The organism is Microcoleus sp. B7-D4 (assembly GCF_036705125.1).
GTDB lineage: Bacteria > Cyanobacteriota > Cyanobacteriia > Cyanobacteriales > Microcoleaceae > Microcoleus.
In genome coordinates, this window is record NZ_JAUBTT010000088.1 from 23,333 (window position 1) to 36,544 (window position 13,212).

Below are 13,212 nucleotides of genomic sequence, written 5' to 3' on the forward strand. Positions count from 1 at the left end.
TTAATTAAGAATCTAAAAAAAATCTAAAAATAGATTTTTAAATCCAAAAACCAGTTAAGATTCCCAAAGATGCAAAATAAACAAATTTACTAGCATTTTCATTTAGACGCCCCCTTTCTTTTCATCGCAAGTTAGCTAATAATGCTTTCAACGAGGTGACTAAGGGCCGAGTCCAAAATTGGCCTAACCCAAAGACGGATACAAGCCCCAAACAAAAGTCGTCGAGATCGAAAATTTTAGTTAGGGAGAAGCCCCAGATTCATCTGTGGAGTCGATTCTTTAATCTCAAATCTGAAATCTCCAATCGACTGACAGTAAAGGCATTGCAATTGGGCTATTGCAATTGGGCTATTGCAATTGGGCGATCGAAAAAAAGCATGAAACCCCAGCCCTCATCGTTTTGATAGAAACCTATAGGAGAACCAAGAGTGAAACTAGCAGTTTACGGAAAAGGTGGAATTGGTAAATCGACAACAAGCTGCAACATCTCCGTTGCCCTAGCCAAGCGCGGCAAAAAAGTTTTGCAAATCGGTTGCGATCCAAAGCACGACAGCACATTTACCCTCACTGGCTTCTTGATCCCCACAATTATTGACACCCTTCAGCAAAAGGACTATCACTACGAAGACGTTTGGCCAGAAGATGTCATATACAAAGGCTACGGCGGCGTTGACTGCGTAGAAGCAGGCGGCCCTCCCGCAGGAGCTGGCTGCGGCGGCTATGTAGTCGGCGAAACCGTCAAACTGCTCAAAGAACTCAATGCCTTCGACGAATACGACATCATCCTGTTCGACGTGCTCGGTGACGTAGTGTGCGGCGGTTTTGCAGCCCCCTTGAACTACGCCGATTACTGCATGATTGTTACCGACAACGGGTTCGACGCTTTATTTGCGGCCAACCGCATCGCCGCCTCAGTCCGCGAAAAAGCCCGCACTCACCCGTTGCGACTCGCCGGTTTAATTGGCAACCGCACCTCAAAGCGCGACTTGATCGACAAGTACATTGACTCTGTACCCATGCCGGTGCTGGAAGTGCTGCCCCTGATTGAAGACATCCGAGTTTCTCGCGTCAAAGGCAAAACATTGTTTGAGATGGCCGAAAGCGATCCTTCCCTCAACTACGTCTGCGATTACTACCTCAACATCGCTGACCAGATTTTGGCAATGCCCGAAGGAGTAGTGCCCAACGACACGCCCGATCGCGAATTATTCGCCTTACTTTCAGATTTTTATCTAAATCCAGTGCAACCGGTGGTCAAGAAGGAGGAAGATGAGCTAGACCTGATGATGGTTTAATAGGTCTAGCGATCAGGATGAGGATAAAGAGGTTATGGCTTTTTTTGATACTTTTTCAGTTGCTCTCAAACAGAAGTGGTTGGACTACTACCAGGTAAATCGGGCTTGGCTGCTCCTGCACATGACGGCTGACAACACGGTCGCCACACCCGACGGCGGGAAAAGGCCTGTTTCTTACCTCATCCTGGGAATTGCGGCTGCCCTGGAGCCGGAACTCCAGCAATTAATGCTGCCCTTCTCAAAACTCAAGCCGGATGCAGACAGCCTGATCGAAGTGTTGGGGCTAAATTTTGACCCTGACATCGCGCTGGGTATGCCCTCAAATATCGTGCCGCAGACGATCGGCACATCTCCAACACCCGCAGCCGCTCAAACTGCAACTACTGCACCCGCAGCCGCTCAAACTGCAACTGCTGCACCCGCAGCCGCTCAAAAGGCAACTGCTGCACCCGCAGTCCCTCAAACTGCAACTGCTGCACCCGCAGCCGCTCAAACTGCAACTGCTGCACCCGCTGATGCCAAATCTAATAAATTGGGCGGTGCGGCCTTAGCAGCAGCCGGAGTAGTCGCCGGAGTCGCCGGAGCGGCCGGTCTGGCTGCTGCTGCGTCAGCACTGAGTTCCGACGACGAATCCTTCGATGAGTTTGAGGAAGAAGCAGTCTCTGATTTCGACCTGGGCGATGACGAGGAAGATGCCGTATCTGACTTCGACCTGGGCGATGACGAGGAAGAAGCGGTCTCCGACTTCGATATGGACGACGATGAGGAAGAAGCGGTCTCCGACTTCGACATGGACGATGACGAGGAAGAAGCGGTCTCCGACTTCGACATGGACGATGACGAGGAAGAAGCCTCGGCTTTGGACGGTCTCGGTCTCGAAGACGATGAGGAAGACGCCGTATCTGACTTCGATATGGGCGACGATGAGGAAGACGCCGTATCTGACTTTGATATGGGCGACGATGAGGAAGACGCCGTATCGGATTTTGATATGGACGATGACGAGGAAGATGAAGCCTTGGCTTTGGGCGGTCTCGGCCTCGGCGATGATGACGAGGAAGATGAAGCCTTGGCTTTGGGCGGTCTCGGCCTCGGCGATGATGACGAGGAAGATGAAGCCTCGGCTTTGGGCGGTCTCGACCTCGGCGATGACGAGGAAGATGAAGCCTCACAATTTGGGACTTTGACCTCTGGAGATATTGAATCGGGGATTTCCGATCCGTTTGGGGAAGAAGATGCAGAGTTTGTCGCCGAAGAAATACCCGATCCTTTTGGGACAGCGACCTCAGATGACCTAGACATGGATCTGGGCGACTTGGACGATGACGGTATTGACGATTTCTCTGTATCTGATGACGATGACCTCGACGATCTCGGACTCGACGATCTGGGGGAAGCAACTACCGGAGATCCAGATGAAGATGATTTAGATGCTCTAGATCTCGGCGATTTGGATTCCGACGATGAAGATGAAGAAATTTCCGGCTTTTTATCTGATTTTAAGTGAGGTTGTTGCGATCGCCCGCATCTCTTCTAGTCTGGAAGTTTTCCGCTCTATTTGTGAGTTGTGAGTTGCGAGTTGTTAATTTTTAATTAGCTCAAACTCACAACTGCCAAAAGGCTTTTTCCCGCGAGCGAGTTGAAGAACACTAAATCCCTGCTGTGAGGGATTATATGCCCTCGCGCAGAATTTTTTAGCTCAAATTTTGGATGCTGCGGCTGCTGCGGAAATAGTGAATGGGCTGCATCTATTTTTCACAGGAATTAGCCCCAAAATAGGTATTTCTATTTATTGTTCGCTGTGCGTCGCGATCGCGCTTTCGCAGGTGTTTGATCGCCACTGCGGCTGTTCGCGTTTGAGAGGAAAAACAGCCTATTCCTCTCCTGGGCGATCGCACCGAGACGATCGCAAAATCCAGGTGTTTCCTCGCTCCGCCGCAAGTCCTGTTCGAGACGAAAAACAATTTAAATGGAGAAGATTTGAGATATGACTGCTATTACTACTAATGAACCGGAAGCTTTAAACTTTGAATGCGAAACAGGCAATTATCACACTTTTTGTCCGATTAGTTGCGTAGCTTGGCTTTATCAAAAAATTGAAGATAGTTTTTTCTTGGTCATCGGTACCAAGACTTGCGGCTATTTCTTGCAAAACGCAATGGGCGTGATGATTTTTGCTGAGCCTCGCTATGCGATGGCTGAGTTGGAAGAAGGCGATATTTCCGCTCAGTTAAACGATTATGATGAGTTGAAGCGGCTGTGCTTGCAAATTAAGCGCGATCGTAACCCCAGTGTAATTGTCTGGATCGGCACTTGCACCACCGAAATCATCAAAATGGATTTGGAAGGGTTAGCACCGAAACTCGAAGCAGAAATTGGCATTCCCATCGTCACAGCCCGCGCTAACGGCTTGGATTACGCTTTTACTCAAGGGGAAGATACCGTTTTGGCAGCAATGGCTGCTAAATGCCCTGAGAAAGCGCCCGTGATGGAATCTCAGAAACAAGAACGCAATGCTATCTCTCAACTGCTGAATTTCGGCAAGAAAAAAGAGGAAGTTGCAGCAGATGAATCGGAATATGTCAAGCACACGCCGCTGGTACTTTTTGGTTCTTTGCCCGACCCGGTTGTTACTCAGCTAACCTTAGAATTGAAGAAGCAAGGAATCAAAGTTTCCGGTTGGCTTCCTTCCAAGCGCTACACTGAATTGCCAGTCTTGGAAGAAGGTTATTATGTATCAGGCATGAATCCGTTCTTGTCGCGTACTGCGAGCACTTTGATGCGCCGCCGTAAGTGTAAATTAATTGGTGCTCCGTTCCCCATCGGCCCTGACGGAACTCGCGCTTGGATTGAAAAGATTTGCTCAGTGTTGGGAATTGAACCAAAAGGTTTGGACGAACGGGAAGCGCAAATCTGGGCAGGTTTGGAAGATTACCTGCAAATAATTCGCGGCAAATCTGTCTTCTTTATGGGCGACAATTTGCTAGAGATTTCTTTAGCACGTTTCTTGATTCGCTGCGGCATGACTTGCCCGGAAATCGGCATTCCTTACATGGACAAGCGCTATCAGGCGGCCGAGTTGGCTTTGTTAGAAAAGACTTGTCACGAGATGGGAGTTCCTACTCCTCGGATTGTGGAGAAACCAGACAATTACAATCAGTTGCAGCGGATTTACGAGCAGAATATTGACTTGGTGATTACTGGTATGGCTCACGCTAATCCTTTGGAAGCGCGGGGAATTAATACTAAGTGGTCAGTTGAGTTTACTTTTGCTCAGATTCACGGCTTTGGTAATGCGCGGGATATTTTGGAGTTGGTGACTCGTCCGTTGCGCCGGAATAATTCGCTGAAGGATTTGGGTTGGGGTAATTTGGTGAAGAATGAAGCGAAGGTTTAATTTTTGAATTACACCTGATTCATAGCGAGGGTGGGCAATGCCCGCCCTTATTTATTAGAATAGTACAAGCATCTGTAAAACTTCCTGGGCAAGTTAGGAAAACTGGTAGAACAATTTTTAGCAAATCCACCAGAAGTGCGCTTTGACGATGTGTGCTATATTCTAACAGCTTTTGGATTTGAAGAAAAGCGATCGAAAGGAAGTCACCATACTTTCCGAAATGCTGATGGATTAAAAATTACAGTTTCTAAAAAAGGTGGGAAGAAGGTAAAAGGAGTATACGTCAAGCAAATTGTTGTGCTATTAAAACTGGAGGAATGGAGCAATGAATCAGAAGATGAAAGTCAAGCTTAAATCTCTAGACTATTACTTGAGTCTTAAATATCCTATCAGTTTTTATCCAGAATCCGAAGGTTATACAGCTATAATCAAAGACCTTCCTGGCTGTATGTCTCAGGGTGAAACTTTATCGGAAGCGATGGAGAATATTCAGGAAGCTAGGGAATTATGGATAGAAACAGCTTATGAGTGTGAAGATGAGATTCCTTTACCTACAACGGAAATTGAGTATAGCGGAAATTTATCGTTGCAAATTCCTAAATCTCTACATTTGAGTTTAGCAGAAAAAGCGGAAAGGGAAGGAGTTAGTCTTGACCAGTACATTCTGGTTGTGTTAAGTAAAGCAGGTTAAAAGATAATCAGATAAGGACGATCGAGTTTGAGGGAGGGTTAAAGGGCGATTCCCTTCGGGATAGCTTCGCTTCACGCTCTTTTATTTTTTTATGAACCGCTGATGCAGGCAGATTAACGCAGATTAACGCGGATGAAGAGTGCGATCGCTTTTTTAATTAATCGTCGCGGGTTACAAAATGTTGTGTATGCTCTCAACAACTTGCTCAATAAAATCAACCGCTTCATTAACTAATAGTTCATCAATAGGCCAGCGATTGCCTATTGATAATGTAGGATCTATATCGGCTTCATGTGCAATCTTATTTCGGCGATCGACAATCAGACTTAGCTGTTGTTTTATACTTCTAGCAGGGCTACCCATGTTAGTAGAGACTTCTTCCCACAACTTTTTATCGCTAATCAGCCGGATAGCATCAGCTATAGCTTCTGGTTGTTGAAAACTTTTGTAGCTGTGGCGTTGCCGAATTTCATCTTCTAGCCAGGAATCAATATTTTGTCCTGCGTTTATACCAGCGCGAGCGTTACCCAGTGAAATTTGAAACCGCGAAAATGCTGGAGGTTCAGGACGTTGGCCTCGGTGAATTTCTAACATTCCTATCCTAACAACTTCGTGAATATAATAGTCCAAAGCGCTAACCGCTAGAACAAGTGCAGCTCTGAGCATATCTGAAAGATCGAGAACACTACTAGCTTGAGCTTTTAGAGAATTATGCACAGCAATTAAATCGCGAACGCGGGTAATACTGATGCGAAATAGATCAATTGCTGACTGCATGGCACGTTAACCCAATAACTCTGTCTGCTAGTTTGGAAAAAGCTTCTCTGAAGGGTTTTTGTGCTTTTAGAGCATCTGTTAAAACTATACCACTCTGTTCTATTTGCTCAGAGGTGAGGGCAAAAACTGGTGTTTGATGCTCTTGAGACTTAGCAATAAGGCTGTTAAAGTCAGAAATTTTTGCAAGGCAGAAATCACTGCCAATTCCTTGAGAATTGTACATCTGATTATTTAGTAGCATATTATTTATTTGCAAAGATGGTACTAATCTAGTAGAAACAGCTTCTTCAATGGCATTGATCCACTTCTGAAAAGCAGCAGCGGGTTCTTGACGTATTATTCGATAATTTTGAACTACAGTCCCAAGAAAGCGCGGTGTAACTTTTGGAAATGGATAGGCAGCATCTTGCAAAATCCTCATTTCAGAAGCTTTTTGAGCCCAAGCATACCATTTTGGCAAAATTGTTGCCAAAGAATCAATCGCCATTACTGAAAAAAAGTCAGGACTGGTAGGAAGTATAAAAAAATCACTGGTCATCAGTAGATTCTGATTGATTGAGCTTAAACTTGGACTCATATCAATCAAAATATAATCTGCCTCAAATTTATCTGCTGTTTTTTGCAAAAGATATGAAATTGAACCAGGTAAGTTTTGAAGTGCTTGAATTGAACCACTTAGCTCTTGTGCAATTCCTAATGTTACCTCATATTCAGCAAATCCCACATGACCAGGCAACAAAAACAGACCCTCGCAGGCCTCCACTGGTAAACAATCTACAGCCTCAATTAGCTTAGGTCTTGATTCAAATGCAGGTGCTAAGCCTGATTTAATATTCTGTTCTTTTTTATAGACTTCCTCTAGCTCTTCCTTAGTTGAAGACCCCAAAACCATACCTGTGAGGTTGCATTGCGGATCTGCATCCACTAAGATTACTTTTTTTCCCTTGGTGGCTAACATCCATCCTAGATTAAATGTAGTGGTTGTTTTGCTAACGCCGCCCTTGTGATTAAATAGAGCTATTTTCTGAACCATCTTTTTTTATACTTTTGGGGAAGTCAGTACCTGAGCTATAACTCAGGCTATGACTATTATACAGTCAGGGATGAAAGGGCGCACTTTTCTCCAACCTTTCCAGAATCTCAGCCCACAGGCCCGTAACACGATCGCAAGTACGATCGCCTATAATCGAAACTAGCCAAACTCTCATCAGTTGAGAAACCGCCATGAGTCAAGACAAGGAAGAAATTAGCTATTCAGAGAAAACAGAACGTCTCAGAGTTATCGGTCAGTTTATCAAAACTGTGACACCGATGATTTGGACGATCGTAATTTTAGTAGTCATCATTCCCCTATTAGGTAACTTTCTAATTTCCCAGTCACTAACAAATACCGGAACCACAGCAGTTGTAGTCTCCCCGCCACACGATTTCAGCAAAGTCAACCAAGACATTAAAAACGCCATCCAAAAATCCCATATAACAGCCGAAACTTTCGCATCCAAAGAATTGGACAAATGGGAAACCGAAGTAATCGCGCGGGTTGACAACAGTTTCCTCGATTGGTACTTTGATTACTTCACTCAAAAAAAGATGGAGTTTACCGTACCTTTTAACTTCGTGAAATCTGCCGTACTCAACAGATTTGATATGACAGCAGCATCTCAAGCTGTTTCCGAAAAATTAACTGAAGACTTTCAAAGAGAATTTGCTAACCGCGTTCTGGCACCCAAAAATGCTCAACTGCGATTTCAATTAATCACTCAAGATACTGCTAATTTGTATATATCAGAAGTTAGCAAGAATGTGAAAGTAGTTCAAAACAGTTATAATATACCGCAAGTACAGTGGGACAAATATCTGAACGATATTGCTACTACAATTAGCGATAAAGGAAATGTCTCGAATTTATCATTAAAAGTATTAGTTGGCGGTAGCGGTTACTTAGTGGCTAAACCCTTAATTTTGGGAGTAGCAGCTAAAGTTGGTAGTAAAGTTACGGCAAAAGTTGCCAGCAAAGCGGCCGCCAAGGTAGCCACAAAAACAGGCGGTACAGTCGCTAGTCAGTTGGGAGTAAGTTTAATAGACCCGATTGTCGGCATCGGGATTATCATCTGGGATTTGTGGGATTATAATCACACAGTCAAAGTAGAAAGACCGATTTTGCGGGAACACATTGTAGAATACTTGAAAGATGTCAAAAAGTCCCTGCTCACAAATCCTGAAAGCGGAATCATGGCAGCAATTTATCAGTTGGAAAGCGGTATTTTGAAGTCGCTCCAATCTTAATATTTTCGTAGAGAGGACGGAAGTCCTCTCCCTTAGTTTGAATCAATAAAAACTAAACTTATTACTACAAACCTCAAAATTTATGTCCTCAAGAACAGTTTAAACCTCGTACACACTACGACAATTAACGCCAGAATAATCGTATATCCCAACCCCCTCAAAAACCCCATAAACGGATTGGTTGAAGTCATCTCAATAATCACCGGTTCCAATTTACTTAAAACCAGAATAGGCCAGATAATATTCGCAAATCCTGCATAGCCAATCATCGGATTCACCCCGTTATCAATAAACAACTGCAAAAACCATTTTCTGTGAAACACATCGATAATTATAATCAACCCAATCAACAGCAAAGTAGCCATTCCAGCGGTTAAAAACAAGTAACTCATCGTCGCTGAATCTTTCTTGATGCCGCCTTCATAAGGCTCAAACAGCAAACCCAAAACCACCCAATAAAACCCCCATTTGTAAAGGCGGTTTAATAAATTTTCTGTGACATTCCCTGGCTTTCTCAACAAAACCAAAGCGCAGAAACACAGCACCACCGTCACTAATGCAGTCTGCCATACCCATCTAGCTTGCAGTCCAATTAACAATACTAAATTGACAGTAAACATCAAAACCATAATGCTGAAATAGCGCCAACTCTTCCAGCTAGCATAACTCGCCTCTTCCGGCGAAGAATACTCTATCCACCGACCCAGCAAATCCCCCACAATCGTACCGGGAATCACCACAAACAAATACTTTAAATAATCAAATTGAAACAGCCAAGGTGCAGGAGAGTACCGCCAAACTAAATTAATCCAACCGTCAGTCTGAGAAGACAGTCGCGCCGCCAACAGCAAACCCAAAAATCCCACTCGCAACCACATATTTGAACGAGTAAAAAACCAAATTAGCGAGCCGAAAACGGCCATATTTGCTAGTACCATCAAGATAATATCGCTACGGCTAACTAAAAATCCTACACCGTTGGGATATTTGATCTGAGATACGAAGCCAATCCCGGCACTCCAAGCAGCAAGGGTTAAGGATCTCCGCCGCCACACAGACCACCTGGACGGCCAGCGAACATACATTAAAAATAATATTAAAAATCCAAACAATGCCATCCACCACTTCTGCGGGATGGAGGCGTCTGGGTTAATTATAGTCGGGCGAATGTGCTGGAGAAATATCGCAAATGACGCTAACAAAAAGCCTCTTTGCAAAATAGATAAAATCACTTTTTTTGTATCCCATCCCTTGGCGATGCGGCGTGACAAAGCTAGCGGTATCGCAGCCCCCATTGCAAACAAAAAGAAGGGGAAAACCAAATCAACCCAGGTTAATCCCGGCAGTTTGTTATTAAAAATGTGATCCGGCGGTGGCAGTTGGGCGTGATACATCCACGCCGGCAATGTTTTCCGGGCTATTGTACCGGATAAAACCATCGCTAAAACTGCTAGTCCGCGCAGGGCATCCAGCGCGTCTGCGCGTTGGGAAACGGCAGCAACTGCTAAACTATTTTCTTGTTTCACCATGTCTTTTACCTCTGATGTTGGGGATTCTAATTTATATCAAGTACGGTGGGTTGACCGCAAGATATCGGCCGGGGCGGGTTTACTGGAGTTGTTGCGATTTTTGATAGATAATGGTGAACCTAACCCGGAGGGGAATAACGGTTAATTTACGGGACAGGATATTACTACACATCTTTTTTGTTCTAAAATAATAGAATCTCTCCGGCTTATTTGCCAATTAATTTGTGCAGCCAGCTTCCTGAAGCTAGGTTGCTGAGTCTTTTTGCGGAGTATTTTTTATTGACTGTTAACCTCGAAATTCGGTATTTATTGGGTGGAAAAAACCACAGTTTTAATTTTGAAGTGTCGTACAAGTATCCTGATGAGAAATATTTGGCAACGTATTTGTCAACTTGTTTGTTGACAGCGCCAAACGGGTAGGCTATGTGTGAGGCGACTGTTCGATTTGGGTCTAAATCTTGGGTGCATTTCCTCAATCTAATTTGATCTTCAGATAATTCTCGGTCTAATGCGGTCAGAGACATTTTTGTTAACTTTTGGTGATTCAGTCCGTGGGATTGAATATCATAAAAACCTTTTTGCATTCCGTCTCTCAAGTCTTGACAAGTTACTTTTTTTATGAGCGAGTCATGATGACCGAAGAAGCCGGAGTTGATAAATACAACTACTTTGGTTTTTTTGCCGTATTTATTTTCGAGTGTTTCTAAAATCGGTAGTAAGTGCGTAGAAATGCTTTTATTTCCGTCGTCAAAAGTAATCATGACTTTTGGGCGATCGCGATATTCACTCGGCACCGGCTTTTTGGGATTTTCTATGAAATACTCGTAAAGCTGTTGGGATGACAAAAACCAATAGTTATGGCTAACTAAATAATCTAAAAAATGTTCCAAATTTTGCTGACTGTAGTCGCCGGGAAATTCTCGCCGCTGCGGCGGTATTTCCTGGGGATTCTGAAGGTCAACAATATCGTGAAAGCCGAAAATCGGAATTTGTACTGTGATGATTTCTAAGATTACTTGATAAGTGATGAAAGTTAGGAGAAATGCTAGTAAAAAACTAATAATGCGTTTTTTTTGGAGCGTAATACCCTGTTGAAAATACTCCGGCAATTTGTTAACTAAATAATTTACCATTGACAATTACAACCTCATGAGGTAAAAGGTTCGGGTGGGAGTAAGAGGGTTTTTCTGGCTGCTGGGAGCATCTAGATTGTCGATCACCCGCGTTTTCCGTAAAGATAAGCTGGATCAACTCCAGCATGATACAATTTGTCTCGATCGCACTTATCCGGCAACCCCCGTTCACACTTGACAAATGGTGCTAGAGGAGTGGCGATCGTCCGCTTGCTCAAAAATCATCATTTGAGATAGATTAGCCAGTATGGGCGGGGCGATCGCAGCAATTCCGACAGCACCCTCCAACCCCGAAACTGCCTGCTGTTCAAAGGTTCCAAAAAGTCCAACTTCGTCTTTGCACTTTCAAGGCGAAGTTGAAGTCAATTTTCTCCTCCGCAGTTAACAATACCTCTCCCCGCCAGAAATTTTATCTGTAAATTTTATCTGTAAATTTTCCTGTAAAATTTTATCGGTAATTTTTTTACTTGTGATTTACGTCCCGAGGTGGTAGCATATTTTACCGAAAGCCCGGTGCAACAACCATGATGAAGATAGCGGTAATTCTGCCTGTTTACAACGAAGCAAATTGCATAGCCCAAACCTTTGACATAATTTTAGAATTTTCTCAAAAAAATCATGGTTACAATTTTATTATTGTTAATGACGGCTCGACCGACAATACACTGCCAATTCTCGACAACAAACTCAAAACTTTCCCCACACATCACATCAAACTAATTTCTTACAGCAACCGTCAAGGCAAAGGATATGCCGTCAAAAAAGGCAGCGAATCTGTAAACGCCGACTGCATTTGCTTCATGGATGGCGACTTAGCATACTCCCTCGAACACCTCGAACCCTTAGTCAAAAAATTAGACGAATTTGATGTCGTAATTGGTTGCAGAAACCTCGATAGAGAAAACTTCCGAAATCTTACCTTACTCCGAAAAATATCCGGCAAAATATTTAACTGGATTTCTAGAAAAATTCTGAATCTCCCATATAGAGATATGCAAGCCGGACTCAAAGGATTCAACAAAATACCAGCTCAAGAAATATTTAATAACCAAACAATTACTGGCTTTTCATTTGATGCGGAGCTGCTTTTTTTAGCAAAAAAAAGAGGATATACCATTGGTGAAATTCCCGCCAAAGTTTCCCAGCACCACATCTACAAAAAATCTCAAGTCAATATATTTAAAGATTCCCTAAAAATGCTCCTCTGCTTATTTAAAATTAGAGCCAACGACCGCGCAGGCTACTATGAATAAATCAATTTTGTTGAGCTTTGACATAGAAGAATTTGACATCCCCGAAGAATACGGTCAACCCCTGGAATCCGAGATTAAGTTTGAAATTTCTAATCGAGGATTGTCAAAGATTATTGCACTTCTAGAAAAATTAGATATTACAGCCACATTTTTTGTCACAGCTAACTTTGCACTCCACAACCCAGATACAATCAGAGAAATTTCACAACACCATGAAATCGCATCCCACGGCTTTTACCACTCTCAATTTTGCCTAGAAGATTTACAGAAATCTAAACAAACCTTAGAACAAATAACTAATACTCAAATCACTGGATTCAGGATGGCAAGACTTCAGCCCGTTGACGACGCAGACATAGAAAAGGCAGGCTACGAATACAACTCATCAATGAATCCAACTTACATCCCCGGCAGATACAACAACCTATCTAAACCCCGAACTGCATATTATACGAATAAACTGCTCAACCTTCCCATTTCAGTCACTCCTCTGATCAGATTTCCTTTATTTTGGTTGAGCTTTAAAAACTTCCCCCTCTCAATGATAGAATTAGCAACCCAACTAACCCTAGAAACCGACTCTTATCTGAACATCTACTTTCACCCCTGGGAATTCACAGATATTTCCCAGTTTAAATTACCCGGTTACGTCAAAAAAGACTCAGGCAGCAAAATGGTTGACAAACTAGAAAAATACCTCACAAAGCTGAAAACCCAAGGCAAATTTATTTCTATTTCAGAATTTAAGCACAACTTCAGTCAACCTTAGAGCAAATAGGGAGCATCTCATATTTGTAAAAATACTTCTTCTGGCTCCTTCCTTCTTCTGGCTCCTTCCTTCTTCCTCTTTC

General features: G+C 43.4%; 13 protein-coding genes. 9 read left to right on the forward strand and 4 right to left on the reverse strand.

Annotated features, from left to right (window positions below; translation table 11 throughout):
- Positions 1 to 428 precede the first annotated feature (428 nt).
- From bchL to QUB12_RS28525, 6 genes are all read left to right on the forward strand, one after another.
- A complete protein-coding gene (bchL, locus tag QUB12_RS28500; RefSeq protein ID WP_006634709.1) occupies positions 429 to 1,295 on the forward strand; it encodes a ferredoxin:protochlorophyllide reductase (ATP-dependent) iron-sulfur ATP-binding protein in 867 nt (288 codons plus the stop codon).
- Positions 1,296 to 1,329: 34 nt separating this feature from the next.
- Entirely contained in the window at positions 1,330 to 2,802 is a 1,473-nt protein-coding gene (locus QUB12_RS28505) for a DUF5331 domain-containing protein (protein ID WP_333309420.1), read from the forward strand.
- Between the two features lie 199 nt (positions 2,803 to 3,001).
- Complete coding sequence (locus tag QUB12_RS28510) at positions 3,002 to 3,286, forward strand: hypothetical protein (protein ID WP_333141124.1); 285 nt, start codon at positions 3,002 to 3,004, stop codon at positions 3,284 to 3,286.
- The gene (locus QUB12_RS28515; RefSeq protein ID WP_199292772.1) at positions 3,283 to 4,692 is read left to right on the forward strand and encodes a ferredoxin:protochlorophyllide reductase (ATP-dependent) subunit N; all 1,410 of its coding nucleotides are present in this window, start codon (positions 3,283 to 3,285) and stop codon (positions 4,690 to 4,692) included. The genes QUB12_RS28510 and QUB12_RS28515 overlap by 4 nt, the downstream gene beginning before the upstream one ends.
- 150 nt (positions 4,693 to 4,842) lie before the next feature.
- A complete protein-coding gene (locus QUB12_RS28520) occupies positions 4,843 to 5,046 on the forward strand; it encodes a type II toxin-antitoxin system HicA family toxin (protein ID WP_333141126.1) in 204 nt (67 codons plus the stop codon).
- Entirely contained in the window at positions 5,030 to 5,383 is a 354-nt protein-coding gene (locus QUB12_RS28525; RefSeq protein WP_333309422.1) for a type II toxin-antitoxin system HicB family antitoxin, read from the forward strand. The genes QUB12_RS28520 and QUB12_RS28525 overlap by 17 nt, the downstream gene beginning before the upstream one ends.
- A gap of 171 nt (positions 5,384 to 5,554) precedes the next feature.
- On the opposite strand, the gene QUB12_RS28530 is transcribed toward QUB12_RS28525, so the two are convergent.
- Positions 5,555 to 6,160, reverse strand: a complete 606-nt coding sequence (locus tag QUB12_RS28530; protein ID WP_333141130.1) for a HEPN domain-containing protein — start codon at positions 6,158 to 6,160, stop codon at positions 5,555 to 5,557.
- Complete coding sequence (locus QUB12_RS28535) at positions 6,144 to 7,193, reverse strand: AAA family ATPase (protein ID WP_333141132.1); 1,050 nt, start codon at positions 7,191 to 7,193, stop codon at positions 6,144 to 6,146. The genes QUB12_RS28530 and QUB12_RS28535 overlap by 17 nt, the downstream gene beginning before the upstream one ends.
- A gap of 191 nt (positions 7,194 to 7,384) precedes the next feature.
- On the opposite strand from QUB12_RS28535, the gene QUB12_RS28540 reads away from it, so the two are divergent.
- Entirely contained in the window at positions 7,385 to 8,446 is a 1,062-nt protein-coding gene (locus QUB12_RS28540; RefSeq protein ID WP_333141134.1) for a hypothetical protein, read from the forward strand.
- A gap of 80 nt (positions 8,447 to 8,526) precedes the next feature.
- On the opposite strand, the gene QUB12_RS28545 is transcribed toward QUB12_RS28540, so the two are convergent.
- Together QUB12_RS28545 and QUB12_RS28550 are read right to left on the reverse strand one after the other, a co-directional pair.
- Positions 8,527 to 9,975, reverse strand: coding sequence for a DUF5009 domain-containing protein (locus tag QUB12_RS28545; protein WP_333141136.1), 1,449 nt, complete (start codon positions 9,973 to 9,975; stop codon positions 8,527 to 8,529).
- A gap of 206 nt (positions 9,976 to 10,181) precedes the next feature.
- Positions 10,182 to 11,108 (reverse strand): polysaccharide deacetylase family protein, encoded by a 927-nt coding sequence (locus QUB12_RS28550; protein ID WP_333309424.1) that lies wholly within the window; start codon positions 11,106 to 11,108, stop codon positions 10,182 to 10,184.
- 524 nt (positions 11,109 to 11,632) lie between these two features.
- Here QUB12_RS28550 and QUB12_RS28555 point away from each other — a divergent pair.
- Together QUB12_RS28555 and QUB12_RS28560 are read left to right on the forward strand one after the other, a co-directional pair.
- The gene (locus QUB12_RS28555; protein ID WP_333309426.1) at positions 11,633 to 12,361 is read left to right on the forward strand and encodes a glycosyltransferase; all 729 of its coding nucleotides are present in this window, start codon (positions 11,633 to 11,635) and stop codon (positions 12,359 to 12,361) included.
- Entirely contained in the window at positions 12,354 to 13,130 is a 777-nt protein-coding gene (locus tag QUB12_RS28560) for a polysaccharide deacetylase family protein (RefSeq protein WP_333309428.1), read from the forward strand. Before QUB12_RS28555 ends, QUB12_RS28560 begins: the two co-directional genes overlap by 8 nt.
- Positions 13,131 to 13,212 lie beyond the last annotated feature (82 nt).